The sequence below is a fragment of the Pseudomonas sp. Pme6b genome (assembly GCF_058129925.1).
Window position 1 is genome coordinate 5,487,251 of the sequence record NZ_CM176704.1, and the last position, 15,885, is coordinate 5,503,135.

Here is a 15,885-nt window from a genome sequence, read left to right on the forward strand (position 1 = left end):
TTTATTGAAACGCTATTACAGAGTCAGATGAGGCCTGGCGGCTCAGAGCTACATATCGAGGCCATTTCAAAGCCACTACCCCAACCATATTCGTCCCCAATTCAACCTCGATGCCCACGCCCTCCAACTGCCCCACCTCTATCCATTCCCCCAACTCACGCCCATGCAGTTTCAAAAACGCTTCTCGCTCACACCAGGCCCTGGCAAACGCGACCGGGCGCATCGTCTCGGAAACATCCCGCAGTCGCGCACCTACATCTGGCCCGAGATAATCCCGCGCAATAACCTGCCAGTCCGGTACAGGCTGGACCTGCATCAAGTCCACACCCACCGCTCCGTTGAGATTGACCGCAGCCAGAGAGAATCCAGCTTCGTGGCTGATGGAAAAACCGGGCTCCGGCAGGCCGTCGATCATCAATCGCGGCGCGAGACCTGGGGCGCTGATGAACGTGATCGCTTCCGATGGCAATTCGAGCCACTGCTCCACGGCGGTTCGCACGCAAGCCCGAATGCGGTTTCTGGCCTCATCTCTTGCACAGCCTGGCCTGGTGACGCATCTGACCAGCAATACATTCTGCCGAGGGAAGGACTCTGGAGGGGCGAGCCGGCCATCTTCATCGAATGCCCAGCTCGCCCCGCGTTTCATGCCCTGTCAGGTACCGCCGGGCAGCCGGCCCAGCGACTGCACGCGGGGATATGCTCGCCTTTCATCACCAGGGTCAGTGGGCCAAGGTGCGCATCGTTGCCGACTACGGCGCTATAGAGCACGGCGCTACGTGGGCCCATGTACACGCGCTCGCCGATGCTGACGTGATCAATCTTCATGACCCGGTCTTCGAACAGGTGTGTTTGCGGGCAGGCACCGGCATTCAGCTCACTATCTGCACCGATGCTGACGCAGTCGAATTCGGTGATGTCGGTTGTGTCCATGTAAACCCCTCGGCCAATCTTGCAGCCGAGCAGGTTGAAGGCCAGCGGCAACCACGGAGTACCGCGCAGGTAGCGCATGAAGTTTGGTGCGGCCATGCCTTCATAGAGGCTGGTGATACCTTCCGAGAGCCATACGAATGGTGTCCACATAGGGTCTGCGCGTTTGCGATAGCGGCCCATCACCAGCCATTTCAGGGCCGCGATCAGCAGAAAGTTACCCACGCTGTACGCCACGCCGATCACTGCAAGGTAGGCCAGCACCGCGCCCCAGCGCTCGTCGTCGGCGAGAGGCATCAGGTCAAGCATGACCGTGTAGCCAACGGCGATCACTACCGCGTGCGGGGTGACAATGCGCACGCCTTCGACCAGTCCTCGGGCCAGGCGGCGCAGCGGTGAAGGCTTGAAGGTCAGTGATTCGGGAGCGCCACTCACCTGCTCGCGGGCAGGCAGGTGGATCGGTGGTGAGCCCAGCCAGGTGCCGCCGTCGACCATTTTGCTGTTGTGCGGCGCGCAGGAATGGACGCCGATCAGGACGTTTTCCGGCAGCACCGTGCCATCTGAAATGTAACCGCCGTTGCCGACAAAGCTGCGATTGGATACGACTGTGGGTTGCATGGTCATCCAGCCGCCATCGATACGCTCATCGCCCAGCATCACCGCATCGGCGATAAAGGTTTCATCGCCCAGGGTCAGCATGTCCGGGATGACGCCCTGTGCGCTGGAAATCTCGGCGTCGCGCCCCACTTTCGCACCCAACAGTCGATACCAGAAGGGCGAGTACACCGTGGCGTAGATACCGGAAAGCACATTGAGGCTGGCCTCTTGAATCTGACTGATCAGCCACTTGGCGCAATAAGTGTTGCTGTGTACCGCGTAGCGACCCGGCTTGAGACGTGGAAAGACGATCCAGCGCAATGCGGCAGAGGCCAGAACAGTCGCGACAATCAGCACCGCACTGGCCGGGAACGCGAGCAGGAAATAGCGCGCCAGTTGTCCCGATGGTCCGCTGCCCTCGAACCATGGCAAGACGTTCTGCGTGTCGAACCAGTCGATCAGGAAAAAGGTCGGGAAGACCGGGATGAAGAACAGCGTCGCGACCAGCAGAACGCCGAACACGAAGAACAGTTTTTCTGCCCGCAAACGCGCAGGGCTGGTCACAGGCCGCGCAGGTTGGCCGAGCGTGTCGAACGCGCCGACATCACGCGCAGGTGAGCCCTGCCAGATACGACGCGCCGGAACCTCCCGGCCGTCGGCCATGGCCGATTGCGCCTCAAGATGCCCCCACGGACCGATAGCCGTATTGCCCTCCATGATCACGTAGGAACCGACACAGGCATTGTCCTGCAAGGCGATACGTCCCAGATGCAGCTGACCCCGCTCGACGCATGCGTTCTCGAAGCTCACGCCGTTGCCGACGCTGACCCCGTCACCGATTTCCAGCAGGTCGTGGGCCCGCACCGTGGCCCCGCCGATAATCACTTCCTCACCGATCTTTGCTCCCAGGGCGCGCAGCCACAGGGGATAAAGCGAAGAACCACTCAACAGGTAAGTCGGTGCCGACTCGACCATACGGTCGGCGGCCCACCAGCGAAAATAAGTGACGCCCCACAATGGATATATTCCAGGCTTCAGGCGACCAACGATCAGCCATTTGGCCGCCCACGCGATGAAAAACTGCAGAACGGTGGCAATCAGAAACACCGAGATAGAAGCCAGAGTTGCCAAAGCCACTGAGTCGTCAGGCGAACCGGTAAGCAAGTGGTAGGTAAAGAACGGCGCGAGCCACTGGGTCATTCGCAGGCTGACCATTACCGGCAATGCCAGAGCCTGAGCCACGCCGCAACGCCAGCGACGCCACGCGGACGGAGGCGTCCAGTCGACCGGGGCAGCCATCTCTTGCGGTGCTTGATCCAGCACTTCGGCAATCGCGTCGATACGGCGTTGCTGGTAAATGTCGCGCACGGTGATTTGTGCAAAGCGAGGGTTCGCCCGCAAGGCCGAGGCCAAACGAGCGGCAAAGAAGGAATGCCCGCCCAGATCGGTGAAAAAGTCCGCATCGCGGCGGATCGGCATGCCAGGAAAGAGTGAGGCCAACGCAGCAAACAGTGCGATTTCGCCTTCAGTTTCAGCCACGTCGGACTCTGCGCCAGCACCCGCGGCATCAACCGTCAACGGGCGGGCCTTGAGTGTTTTGCGATCGATTTTTCCGGACGTAAGACGCGGCATGCTGTCGAGCAACTCGAAATGCCCCGGCACCATGTACGACGGCAACCGGGCCTGCAAGACCTTGCGCAACTGGCTGGTGAATTTGGAATCCGTCGATGTATCGCAAACCAGATAAGCAATCAGCTGATCAACGCCACCCTCGTTGCGCAACAGGACGGCAACAGTGCCTACGCCGGGCTGTTGCGCCAACAGCGCTTCAATCTCGCCCAGTTCGACGCGAAAGCCACGAATTTTCACCTGATCATCGGCACGTCCCAGGCATTGTACTTGTCCTTCATCGTCGATCCGCGCAAGGTCGCCGGTTCGATACAGGCGCGCATCGTGATAGCCGGTGGACCACGGGTTAGGCAGGAATTTTTCCTGGGTCAGATCCGGTCTGCCCAGATAACCTTCAGCCAGACCGGGGCCAATGATGCACAGTTCGCCGACTTCGCCACGGGGCAGCAGGCTGGGTGCCAGGCTGCTGCCGACCGCTGGGTCATTGGCGATTACCAACAGACCATAATTGGGGAGCGGCGTACCAATCGAGACCGGGCGACCACGCGACAACCGCGCCAGACTCGCCGACACAGTGGCTTCGGTGGGCCCGTAGGTGTTGAACATTTGCCGGTTCGGCGTGGCCCAGCGGTCGACCAGCGACTCAGGGCACATCTCGCCGCCCAGATTGATCACCCGCAGGCAGGGGACGTCTTCGCTGAACAGCGCCAGCAAGGTAGGCACCGCGTGCAAAACGCTGATGCGCTGCTCGTTCAGCAGACGTGGCAGGGTTTCGGGGTCTCCGCTGGTTTCCTTTGGGCCTATCCACAACGTTGCGCCCACCAGATAGGCAATCCAGATTTCCTCGAACGACATGTCGAATGCCACGGAAAAGCCCTGGTAGACCCGGTCGCTGGCGCAGATACCGAGTACCGCGTTTTCGCTGCGCAGGAAATGGCAGATGCTGCGCTGGGAAATCAGGATGCCCTTGGGCTTGCCGGTGGAGCCGGAGGTGTAGATCACGTACGCAGGATGATCGGGAAGCACACCACTGCGGCGCACCAACGCTGCGTCGGTCTGTGTCAGCAGCGCTTCGGCCGTCCATACGTTCAGACCGCTACCAGCCAGCAACGGGCTCAGCGCGTTGCAGGACACCAGCCCCACTGCGCTGGCATCGTCCAGGCATATTTGCAGACGCTCCACCGGAGTGTCCTGATCCAGAGGCAGCCAGGCGGCACCCGCCTTGGCGATACCGGCCTGCATCACCAGAAGCTCAATGCCTCGCGGTAGCCACAGACCAACGATGTGCCCAGGCCTTACGCCAGCCTTGATCAGCGCAGAAGCCACCTGATCAGCCTGCCGGTCCAGCTCCCCATAACTGATCCGGTGCTCGCCGAAGATCAGTGCCACTTGCTGCGGATTGCGCCGGGCGCTGGCTTCCAGCAAATCGGCCAGCACTTCCTCGCGCAGCAGTTCAGGTTGAATCGGACCGTAAATCACGTCCGCCGATTGTTCGTTCTGGCAGGTCTGCAGCAGGTTCAGGTTATTCATGGCAGCAAATATTCGCTCGTCTGAAGGAGATGCCTGAGATTTCTGGTTATGGGGTCAGAGCCGGTGCATCAGCGAGTGGCGTGCATTTTGTGGTGACAAGGTGTCCACAATATTTCTGTTTTGATACATTTTGGCTGGAGCGCTGCAGCTCTCACCGCGGTGAAAGAACAGGCTGGCAAGGCGAATATGGCAAAGACTGGCTGTACGAATCTTGAACAACAAAACGAAGATGGCGGATAGCCAACAAGGCATTTATGTATCGACCTTGCAGCTCGATGAGGAAAGCGCAGTTCGCTAAAGTGGATTGCATCCATGACTTGGCATGGGTTAAAGCAGACGCCACAGGGTCTCACGCGTCGCAGGATCGAAAGTCTGCGACTGACGCTTCATGACGCGCCTTAACCCATCGCCAATACAATCCGTCGGCATCGGACAGAACCCATGCTGACGAAACCATGGGCCATTCCAGGGTGGTTCGCGAAATGTTGTCAGGCTTACCGCATCAGCCCGACGCAAATGCGCGTATGCCACGACAGACGACAGCAGGCTTTTTCCAACGCCCTTGCCTGAAGCAAGGAGTTCGACCGAGATATTGTCCAGGTATAAGTAATCATCCAGTAGGCGCATGGCTACGAAACCGATGACTTCATCGCTATGCCTGTCTACAGCAACCATGACCCGGCAGGCTTCGAATCTGTCTGCGCCCAGCGGTGGGCTTTCGGCGACATGAGCCAAAGAGGGAATGATCGTATACCGCTGGCGAGCCCGCGCAGAGAGACGCTGCAACTGCTCCAGATCGTTGTCATGCGACAACCGCAGATCAAATTCCATCTGGCTTTTCTCCTTGGCTGGTCAACACTGCAGGTGAGGACGGCAACACGCATCAGGTGCTGCCGTCGGCCTTGTGCTCTTCAGCCAGGCAGGGCTCAGCGCCCGGCTGAAGAACAGCTATTTGCCATAGCGGCTGATGAACAGCGCGGCGCGTTTGGTCACCACGGGCAGCGAACCCAGATCGATGGTTTCATTCTCGCTGTGGGCACCTTGCCCCCACGCGCCAAGACCGTCCAGGCTCGCCGTTACATATTTGTTCACATAGGAAATATCGGCACCGCCTCTTTCCGCTGACGGAGCCGATTCCAGTGAAGGTCCATCAAGGTCCTGGCTGACCTTGCTGTAGGCTTGCAGAAGTTTGCGATTACTTTCGCGATCAACCATGACCGGCATGATTGCCTTGATCTTCAACTCGCTATGAGTCTGTGGCAGCGAGTGACTGGCTATTTCCTGCAGGCGGGCTTCGGTAGAGCTTCGCTGTTCTTCACTGCTGAACCGCAGGTCGCCATGCACGGACACTATTCTGGCGATTGTGGTTTTTCTCCCCGAGGCAGTGCCTTGCCCGTTTGGTACATCTTCCTGGGCTGTGGCGCCGCCCAGAATGAGCCCAGGGTTGATGGTCAAGCCTTGCTCACCGGAGAGTTTGGAGCGAATTTCATCAAGCACCCGGGCCGACTCGTACACCGCACCGAAACCGGTTTCAGGCTGAAAAATAGTCGCTGAGTGTTTGTCTATGCCGGTACTGGTCAAAAACCATTCGCTCAATCCTCTGCGCTCGGTGATTAACTGATTGGGCGACAAGGCGAATTCAAAGCCCAGTGCTATGTCACTTCTTTTGGCTTCGGCAATCAGCCATTCTCTGGAAATTTCAGTCGGCTTGGCCGCCAGCTCTTCGTCACCAACCAGGACCACAGAGATATTCATGTCCTGCAATGCGCCGCTGTGTTTCAGCGCCTGCAAGGCGTAAAGAATGGTGACCAGGCCGCCCTTATCGTCGATCACTCCGGGGCCTTTGGCTTTTTTGCCGCCATCTATCAATGAATACTCCTGAAACTTGCTGGTGGCCGGAAACACCGTGTCCAGATGGCCTATCAGCAAGATTCGTTTCGCAGACTTGTTACCGTCATGCACCGCGACAAGGCTACCGGCATGGTTCATCCCTGCCGGCAACTCGTGCCAACGGGTATCGAAGCCCAGCGCTTCCAACTCTGCCTTCATCAGATCACCGACCTTGACGACACCGTCCACGTTGTCCGTGCCGCTGTTGATGTTCACCAGTTTTTCAAGCAACGCGACCTGCTCGACACTGTGACTGTCGACGTACGAAGTAATGCTCTGTTCATCGAGCATCGTTCCTGCCAATGCGCCATGGCAGAAAAACAAAGTCGTGAGCAGGGAAATACTTTTTTTCATGAAGGATAAACTCCGCTTGGCCATTAGTGACGACCGGGGCATTGCGCCCGGGATCTCATCAGATTGCCCACAAGGAGCGATGCTGTGCCGTCATAAGTGTCGGGAAGGCTGATACGGTTCCATTGCGCCAGCAAGTGAACCACTATGAAGGCGGACGAACGGTAGTTGAAATTTTTTGGCCCGAAACAACGTCTGGACGGTGAGCCGAATAGCCAGCACAATCGGCTCACCTTATGAGCCGATTAAACCCGTATTCGGCTCACCTCAAAGGCATATCCAATGTCCGAACATCTCTGGATCTACTAGCGCTTCAAACGCGCTGCACTGGTCGCATCGACCGCAGCATCCAGCTCTGCACCGGCCAGAAATTGACTGTAATAGTCGTGCAGCTCGGCTTCCCAGCCCGCCACTTCATCAAGAGCTGCCTCGGCTTCTTCCTTGTTCAGGGCAAAGTGGGCGTGCTGGCTGAGCAGGTTGCCCCGGTTAAGACGTGGCCCTTCTATACCGACTGACATGGCGAGTGCCTGAGCAGGCCCTTCGTCCAGAATCGGCAGTACGTCGTACAGCGGCGATAACCTCCAGACGCCTTCTTTCCAGATGACGGCATGGTTACGAGGATGATCGTCGGCGTTACCGACCAGTACGTTATAAGCCATGCGTCGGTACAGTTCCTGTCGGTCCTGGTCTGGCGCACCACGGCGATACAACTCATCTGCAAGTGCTGCATATTGCCAGTCCGGGTGTGTCCGAGCCTTCCACTCGGCGTCCAGCAAGGTCAAACCGCTGAGCATCGGCAGCCGGCGAAAGCGCCGGGTCGGCTCATCAAAGACGCGGTCGAAGCGCTCGACCAGAAGCGTATTGATTCGCTCGCCGCGATACAAAGAGGTGTTGGCCGCCTGAAGCCCTTTAAGCCCTGCGAACGTCATGCAGGCATGCTCCACAGAGGGCAGGTCATAGTGATCGAACTTATCGCGAGGCTTGGCCAGAATCAGTTTTCTGTCGCCCAGATAAGTTCGCTTCGGACGAGCGCCGCCAGCGGAGGATCGCTGATCCCTGACTTTCAGCGCCTCTAATTGCTCACCACTAAGCTGGCTGTCGTAGATCGCTTCACAGGCATCGATGAAATGATCAAGCCCCTTGGCATGCAGGGCTTTGGGGGGCGTCTGGCCCAGTCCGTCCTGTGCTGTGCGAGCCAGTCCGGCCATGATGTTGCCCGCCCTGTCGCTGTTGGGAGATTTGAGCAAAAGCTGTATCGGGTCCAATGGGCCTTTTTCAACCCGATGCAACAACCGCTCCCCCCAGCCATCGGGCATGGCGTCATCGATAAAGCCCGGCACACCGCCATTTTTCGGCACGGAATAGGCCCGCGCAGACAACGGATACCTGAAGGGGTCCGGCACCCAGATGTTCTCCTGCACTGCATCAGGTGAATACTGAAACGTCCCGACACCGGACTGGATCGTCAATTTGCCCAGCGTTAGTGTCTGTCCGCTGACAGGACACTCCATATAAATGTAGGCCTGAGCCATCAGAAGTCCTCCGGCTTGCTTCTGGGCAGGCGAACGCGCTTGCGGTCGGCCGCTTCAAGCTGTTCGACGCTAAACGACTCGTCGTCTCGCAGCCCCTGAAACAAGCGCTCTGACACACCCAGCCCCCAGACCACCAGCATGAAGTCGCGCAGCGATACGCCGTCTGCGCTGCCTGCTTCGATGCGTCGAAATGTACGCAGCGAAATGCCCAGCCGCTCGGCAAGATCCACTTGCCGAACGCCCTGTTGTAGCCGGGCCTGCTTTACCAGCAGGGCAATCCGCAACAGCGTGTCGCTGCATTGAACGGGGAAAAAAGCTTTCATGAGCAGTTACCAGCGAGCAGGCGCGGGGGTTCAAGGAATCACAAAGTAGCACGTTTGCAGGCTTGAACCTGTAGATAATAGATCATAAAAGCACACATTAATGACCATAAAGCCTCATATAAAGGCATCTTAAAAAGTGCTGGATTTCATCCTTACTGAATTCAGATCGTGATTACTACCGCTTGAATCCACGATGTCATGTTCACTGATCACCAACATACACCACCCATCTCCTCTCAAAATGTGGCTTACTGAGACCTGCCATCATCCAATCAGGGAATCTCTTCCCTACCCTCGCGGTCTCTTAACGCATGACGAATTCGCGCTCTGCTTTCATACCCTCCTGGCTTCGCCCTGTTCTGCGTCCGCTGCTGGACCCATATCGCCGTTATCGGCATGCGCGGCTGATCCACGCGGCGCGGATTGCGGTGGGCTTGCTGGTAACGATTCTGTTGACCACGGGCCTCAATCTGCCTCATGGCGAGTGGGCGTCGGTGACAATGCTGATCGTCATCGGCGGTTTGCAACACCACGGCAATATCGGCAAAAAGTCAGTCGAGCGCGCCTACGGAACGTTGATCGGAGCTGGTCTTGGCCTGATCGTGGTGGTCCAGCAGGGCTATCTGGAAATGCCGCTACTGACCTACGCGATGATGTCGGTTATGTGCGGTTTTTTTGCTTATCACGCTATCGGCAAAGGCGGTTACACCGCGCTGCTGTCGGCAATAACGCTGTTTATCGTGGCCGGTCATGGCTACAACCCGATCAGTGACGGGTTGTGGCGCACCGTAGATATTTTGATCGGTATCGCGCTGGCGCTGGCCTTCTCCTTCGCGCTGCCACTGTATGCCGTGTTTTCCTGGCGCTACAACCTGGCCAGTGGCTTGCGTGACTGCGCCAAGGTCTATGGACGCATCGTGCAAGGCCAGCCGGTCGCCGCTGACGAGCATCTCAAGCTGACCGCCAGGCTCAACGCCACGATGCTGCAATTGCGCTCGCTGCTGCCGTCGGTTTCCAAGGAAGTGAAGATGTCCATGGTCGAGCTGGACGCCATTCAAGGCCATTTCCGCATGTGCCTGAGCACCCTGGAGATTCTCGCCAATATTCGCCCTGCCGATCTGGATAAAGTGGCGGGCGAGTCGTTTAAAACTTCACTGGATAACGATTACCGGCAGATACGTCGTCAGTTGATCGGCATGGCTCGCGCGCTGCAAACCGGCGCAACCGAGCGTCTGGTGCGCACATCGGAAAGCGCTCCCACGCAGCCGGTCATTCCAGCCGAGTTGATGGGCTATCACTTGATGACTCAGCAACTGGCACAGAACCTGGACGGGCTCCAGGCACGCCTGGCCAAGACCGCTAAACGCTGGAAGTTTTAAGGAAATACCCGTGCCCGATACCCGCCCGCCCGTGCTGGACGAAATTGATCGACAGTTGATCGCAGCGCTGCAAATCAATGCACGCGAAAGCGTCGCCATGCTCGCCCGTCAACTGGGCATCGCCCGTACCACCGTCACCTCCCGGCTGGCACGCCTGGAAAGCAGCAAGGTGATTACCGGCTATGGCGTGCGCCTTGGCCAGCGAGTGGTCAGTGGCGGATTGCAGGCGTATGTCGGCATCACCGTGCAACCTCGTTCGGGCAAGGAAGTGCTACGCCGACTCAGCGCCATGGCGCAGGTGCAGCAGTTATGTGCGGTCAGTGGCGAGTTCGATTATGTCGCCTGGCTGCGCACGGACTCTCCCGAGCAACTGGACCAGCTACTGGACCTGATCGGCAGCGTGGATGGTGTCGAGAAGACCACGACATCGATCATCCTCAGCAGCAAGATCGACCGCGGCCAGCCGGTATAAGCAAGCCATAGCTGCACGAAACCATACAAGATGACCAAAATATTCGTCACTTTGCATAAATAAACAGCATATCGACGACAATTTGCGTCTTATTAACGTGCCCGCCCTTCTCTAGACTGTTGTTTTCGCCGTTGCCCATCAAGGTCCGTCATGAAGAACAACCGTCACCCCGCCAACGGCAAAAAGCCGATCACGATGTTCGGCCCCGACTTCCCCTTCGCCTTCGATGACTGGATCGAACACCCGAAAGGTCTGGGCAGTATCCCGGCTGAAAATCATGGCGCGGAAGTAGCGATTATCGGTGCCGGTATCGCCGGGCTGGTGGCGGCCTACGAGCTGATGAAGATGGGCCTCAAGCCAGTGGTTTACGAAGCCTCCAAGATGGGTGGGCGGTTGCGTTCGCAAGAGTTTGAGGGTGCCAAAGGCATCGTTGCCGAACTGGGCGGCATGCGCTTTCCGGTGTCATCGACCGCATTCTTTCATTACGTCGACAAACTGGGCCTTGAGTCCAGGCCCTTTCCCAACCCGCTGACCGCCGCTTCAGGCAGCACCGTCATCGACCTGGAAGGCACCACCTATTACGCACAAATGCTCTCGGATCTGCCGGCGCTGTTTCAGGAAGTGGCCGACGCCTGGGCCGACGCACTGGAAAGCGGCTCGCAGTTCGGTGACATCCAGCAGGCCATCCGTGACCGTGATGTGCCGCGCCTCAAAGAGCTGTGGAACAAGCTGGTGCCGCTGTGGGACGACCGCACCTTCTACGATTTCGTCGCGACGTCCAAGGCCTTCGCCAAACTGTCTTTCTATCATCGCGAGGTATTCGGTCAGGTAGGCTTCGGCACCGGCGGCTGGGACTCGGACTTCCCCAACTCGATGCTGGAAATCTTCCGCGTGGTGATGACCAATTGCGATGAGCACCAGCACCTGATCGTGGGCGGCGTGCAGCAGGTGCCGGTCGGTTTGTGGAGCCATGTGCCCGAGCGTTGCGCACACTGGCCCAAGGGCACCAGCCTGTCTTCGCTGCACCGCGGCGCACCGCGTCCTGGCGTAAAACGCATTGCCCGCGCCGAGGACGGAAGCTTTACCGTGACCGACAACTGGGGCGACACCCGGCAATACGCCGCCGTGCTGACCACCTGTCAGAGCTGGCTGCTGACCACGCAGATCGAGTGCGAAGAATCGTTGTTTTCGCAGAAGATGTGGATGGCCCTGGATCGCACGCGCTACATGCAATCCTCGAAGACTTTCGTGATGGTCGACCGTCCGTTCTGGAAAGACAAGGACCCGGAAACCGGCCGCGACCTGATGAGCATGACCCTCACCGACCGCCTGACCCGTGGCACTTACCTGTTCGATAACGGCGACGACAAGCCAGGCGTGATCTGCCTGTCCTACTCGTGGATGAGCGATGCACTGAAGATGCTCCCGCAGCCCATCGAGAAGCGGGTGAAGCTGGCGCTGGATGCCTTGAAGAAGATCTACCCGAAAGTGGACATCGCAGCGCGCATCATCGGCGACCCGATCACCGTTTCCTGGGAGGCCGACCCGCACTTCCTGGGTGCCTTCAAAGGTGCGCTGCCGGGCCATTACCGCTATAACCAGCGCATGTACGCGCACTTCATGCAGCAGGACATGCCCAGCGAACAGCGCGGCATGTTCATCGCCGGTGACGATGTGTCCTGGACACCGGCCTGGGTTGAAGGCGCAGTGCAGACATCGCTCAACGCCGTGTGGGGCATCATGAACCACTTCGGCGGCAAGACTCACGCCGAGAACCCCGGCCCCGGTGACGTGTTTCATGAAATCGGCCCGATTGCACTGGGCGACTGACAGAAGGAAAAACCATGCGCATTGCGCTGTATCAATGCTCGCCGTTGCCGCTGGATATAAGCGGCAACCTGACGCGTCTGGAACAACAGGCCCAGGCTGCCGCAGAGCAAGGGGCACAGCTGCTGATCTGCCCGGAGATGTTCCTGACTGGCTACAACATCGGTGCACAGGCGGTCAGTGAACTGGCGCAAGCGCAGGATGGTCCGGCAGCGTCGCGCATTGCCGCCATCGCGCAAGCAAGCGGCATTGCGATTCTGTACGGCTATCCGGAGCGCGGGCCTGATCAACAGGTATACAACGCCGTGCAGTTGATCGACAGCCGGGGCACACGTCTGTGCAACTACCGCAAGACCCATCTGTTCAGTGAGCTGGACAGGTCGATGTTCGCAGCAGGCGAGGATCATTACCCGGTGGTCGAATTGAACGGCTGGCGTCTGGGCATGCTGATTTGCTACGACGTGGAGTTCCCTGAAAACACCCGTCGGCTTGCGCTGGCAGGGGCCGAACTGATTCTGGTGCCGACCGCGAACATGCTGCCTTACGACTTTGTCTGTGAAGTGACCGTACGGGCGCGAGCGTTCGAGAACCACTGCTACGTGGTGTACGCCAACTATTGCGGCAGCGAAGGCGCGATTCGTTACTGCGGGCTCAGCAGCCTCTGCGCACCGGACGGCAGCCGCCCGTTGCTGGCAGGTCAGGACGAAGGCTTGCTGGTGGGGACGCTGGACAAGGCATTGCTGGCCCAGGCCAGGACGGTGAACGACTATTTCGTCGATCGTCGGCCGGGGCTGTATACGTCGCTGACTTGATCCCGAGGCGTCACGCTGGGCGGTGCTGCACTGGAGTGACAATCTCGATTATCGTGCGACGCTCCGCGTCGGCATGCAGTTCTGGACGCTCCGCGTCCTGCCTTGGTTCAGCCATGCTCGCGAACTTCGCCGGTTATCCGCTAGCATGATGCTTTGCATTCCCTGCTGCCGTGGACACCCTCATGCCTGCCCCGCCTTCCTCTGACATCAAACGCCTCACGCTGGCCAACGGCCTGAATGTGGTGCTGTGTCACGAACCGCGCCTCAAGCGCTGCGCAGCTTCATTGCGCGTCGCGGCGGGCAGCCATGATGCGCCGCGGGCCTGGCCGGGGCTGGCGCATTTTCTGGAGCATCTGTTGTTCCTCGGCACCGAGCGCTTCCCTGCCAGCGAAAACCTGATGACGTTCGTGCAGCGCCATGGCGGTCAGGTCAATGCCAGCACACGCGAACGCACCACTGACTTCTTCTTTGAGCTGCCGCAGGCGGTCTTTGCCCAAGGGCTGGAGCGACTGTGCGACATGCTTGCCCGGCCGCGCATGACCATGGCCGATCAACTGCGCGAGCGCGAAGTGCTGCACGCCGAGTTCATCGCCTGGGTCGGCGATAGCGCATCACGCGATCAGGCGCGCCGGCTGGCATCGATCAATCCACAGCATCCGCTGCGCGGCTTTCATGCTGGCAATCGTTACAGCCTGTCAGTGCCCAACCCTGCGTTTCAACAGGCGTTGCAGGACTTTTATCGATGCTTCTATCAGGCAGGGCAGATGACCCTGTGCCTGAGTGGGCCGCTACCAATGGCCGAGCTGGAAACACTGGCAATCAACCATGGCGCAATGTTCGCCAGTGGTGTGAAGGCCATACAACAACCGCCCCCACCGCTGATTGCCAATCGACCAAAGGCTGACCAGCAAAACCACCTGCTGTTTGCCTTTGAGGACTTGCCGGACAAGTCTGACGAAGCGCTGGCGTTCTTCTGTCACTGGCTTAATGCAACTCAGCCGGGCGGACTGATTGCCGAGCTGGTCGACAGGGGCCTTGCCAGCTCCCTGAAAGCCGCACCGCTGTACCAGTTCGGCGGGCAGCTCTTGCTTGATATCGAACTGAAAGATGCCCTCGCGAACACTCTCACCATCAACAGCCTGTTTTTCAGCTGGCTCGATTTTTTCAAGGCTCACTGGCCGTTGCTGGTCGAGCAATACCAACGCCTCGAACAACGCCGCCTGCACATGCTCGGTGCGTTGGCGCTGGCACATCATTACTGTCGCGAGACGCCTGCGCAGTTAGGCGCGCAAGGCCAAGAGGCATTGCGCGCGCTGCTCGAACAGTTCACGCCCGACGCGCTGATCGGCTCCGCACTCGCCGATACCCACAGCATCGAGCAGGTCAATTGGCGTTTGCCAGCGCCGAATCCGTTTCTCGATACGGCACTCACCAACAGCGATGAAGCCGCGTTTTATCTGCGCTGGGAACTGCCCTCCCCGCAGCCAGCCCTCTGGCGGATGCTCAATGCAGAGCTCAAGCCATTGACCGAAGACGCACGTCAGGCCGGTGTAACTCTTACATTCAGTGCTTACGGGCCTTATTGGCAGCTTCAACTGAACGGCCTGCGCGAGCCGATGGTTGCGGTTATCGAACACGCCCTGCATCGCTTGCAGCACCCTGAGCCCGCATCGCTGGCAGGCGACGAACCTGAGCTGATTCCGATTCGTCAGTTGCTCAAACAGCTTGCCGATCATTACCTGAGAAGCGAACCGCAGCTGACGGTTGGCGATCTGCCAAGCGTATGGGCGGCTTCGCGCTGGATCAGCTTCGCCAGTGGCTTCTCTGCTGCCAGCCAGCCCTTGATAGACGCCACATTGAATGCAGCACCGGGCGTTCGGCAAACAGACTCGCCAAAGCCGCCCGCCACTTTCCCAGGCAAACGCTGGGCGACTGAAGCATCGTCCTCGTCGGAAGACGCAGTGCTGGTGTTTTGCCCGGCCCTTACGGCCTCCATTGAAGATGAAGCTGCCTGGCGGTTGCTCGCGCACGTGTCACAAGCGCTCTTCTACCAGCGGCTGCGGGTCGAGCTGCAACTGGGTTACGCCGTGTTCAGTGGCATCAGACAGATCAATGGAAGGACCGGATTACTGTTTGGTGTTCAATCGCCCTCCTGCGACGCAGGGCAGCTTTTTCAGCACATTGAGACGTTCATCGGCAGATTGCCCGAGCGGGTTCGCGACGCAGATGTGTCTGAGCAGATAAAAGCCCTTTCAGCCCAATTCGAGCCGTCGAGCATGCCGGACCAGCAGCAGGCGGAAATGCAGTGGCAAGCGCATCTTGCCGGCCATCAGGGTAGCCACTCGCAGGCGTTGCAACGCGCTCTGTCAAATCTGGATACACACTCGTTACTCACTGCTACGGAGCAGCTGACCAATGCCACTGGCGGCTGGCTGATCGTGGCCAATCGCCCTGCCAACGCGGCCATCCCGCTATCCTTACCTGAACGGTAATGGTCTTTCCTGCAGATTCCAGTCCTGCGCAATTGTTAAATTGAGTAACATAGCTCCCTAACTATCTGAACGGATGCCTTCAGCGATGCACTAAGATGTAGTCACCAACCGCAGCACTTATCCG

General features: G+C 58.8%; 11 protein-coding genes. 5 read left to right on the top strand and 6 right to left on the bottom strand.

All coding sequences use genetic code 11. The features are described 5' to 3' along the window. Position 1: 1 nt before the first annotated feature. The 6 genes from AC4ANE_RS25070 to AC4ANE_RS25095 all read right to left on the bottom strand — a co-directional run bounded on the left by AC4ANE_RS25070 (position 2) and on the right by AC4ANE_RS25095 (position 8,779). Positions 2–646 carry a 4'-phosphopantetheinyl transferase family protein gene (locus tag AC4ANE_RS25070; RefSeq protein ID WP_031596860.1) on the bottom strand — a complete coding sequence of 215 codons (645 nt, stop codon included), beginning with the start codon at positions 644–646 and terminating at the stop codon, positions 2–4. Then, entirely contained in the window at positions 643–4,683 is a 4,041-nt protein-coding gene (locus AC4ANE_RS25075) for a Pls/PosA family non-ribosomal peptide synthetase (RefSeq protein WP_460408583.1), read from the bottom strand. The genes AC4ANE_RS25070 and AC4ANE_RS25075 overlap by 4 nt, the downstream gene beginning before the upstream one ends. A 327-nt stretch (positions 4,684–5,010) precedes the next feature. Next, on the bottom strand, positions 5,011–5,514 hold the full coding sequence (locus tag AC4ANE_RS25080; protein WP_005735085.1) for a GNAT family N-acetyltransferase: 504 nt from the start codon (positions 5,512–5,514) through the stop codon (positions 5,011–5,013). A gap of 117 nt (positions 5,515–5,631) precedes the next feature. After that, positions 5,632–6,927, bottom strand: a complete 1,296-nt coding sequence (locus tag AC4ANE_RS25085; RefSeq protein ID WP_031596857.1) for a M20 family metallopeptidase — start codon at positions 6,925–6,927, stop codon at positions 5,632–5,634. 302 nt (positions 6,928–7,229) lie between these two features. Next, a complete protein-coding gene (locus tag AC4ANE_RS25090) occupies positions 7,230–8,456 on the bottom strand; it encodes a type II toxin-antitoxin system HipA family toxin (RefSeq protein ID WP_031596855.1) in 1,227 nt (408 codons plus the stop codon). Next, on the bottom strand, positions 8,456–8,779 hold the full coding sequence (locus tag AC4ANE_RS25095) for a helix-turn-helix domain-containing protein (RefSeq protein ID WP_004654729.1): 324 nt from the start codon (positions 8,777–8,779) through the stop codon (positions 8,456–8,458). Before AC4ANE_RS25095 ends, AC4ANE_RS25090 begins: the two co-directional genes overlap by 1 nt. Before the next feature lie 311 nt (positions 8,780–9,090). Here AC4ANE_RS25095 and AC4ANE_RS25100 point away from each other — a divergent pair, with 311 nt between their 5' ends. The 5 genes from AC4ANE_RS25100 to pqqF all read left to right on the top strand — a co-directional run bounded on the left by AC4ANE_RS25100 (position 9,091) and on the right by pqqF (position 15,761). Further along, positions 9,091–10,158, top strand: coding sequence for an FUSC family protein (locus AC4ANE_RS25100; RefSeq protein WP_002555555.1), 1,068 nt, complete (start codon positions 9,091–9,093; stop codon positions 10,156–10,158). 10 nt (positions 10,159–10,168) lie between these two features. Next, the gene (locus AC4ANE_RS25105; RefSeq protein WP_002555556.1) at positions 10,169–10,630 is read left to right on the top strand and encodes an Lrp/AsnC family transcriptional regulator; all 462 of its coding nucleotides are present in this window, start codon (positions 10,169–10,171) and stop codon (positions 10,628–10,630) included. 150 nt (positions 10,631–10,780) lie between these two features. Beyond that, positions 10,781–12,460 carry a flavin monoamine oxidase family protein gene (locus AC4ANE_RS25110; protein WP_002555557.1) on the top strand — a complete coding sequence of 560 codons (1,680 nt, stop codon included), beginning with the start codon at positions 10,781–10,783 and terminating at the stop codon, positions 12,458–12,460. Between the two features lie 14 nt (positions 12,461–12,474). Further along, the gene (locus AC4ANE_RS25115; RefSeq protein WP_002555558.1) at positions 12,475–13,269 is read left to right on the top strand and encodes a carbon-nitrogen hydrolase family protein; all 795 of its coding nucleotides are present in this window, start codon (positions 12,475–12,477) and stop codon (positions 13,267–13,269) included. 182 nt (positions 13,270–13,451) lie between these two features. After that, the gene (gene pqqF, locus AC4ANE_RS25120) at positions 13,452–15,761 is read left to right on the top strand and encodes a pyrroloquinoline quinone biosynthesis protein PqqF (protein WP_002555559.1); all 2,310 of its coding nucleotides are present in this window, start codon (positions 13,452–13,454) and stop codon (positions 15,759–15,761) included. The last annotated feature ends 124 nt before the right edge of the window (positions 15,762–15,885 follow it).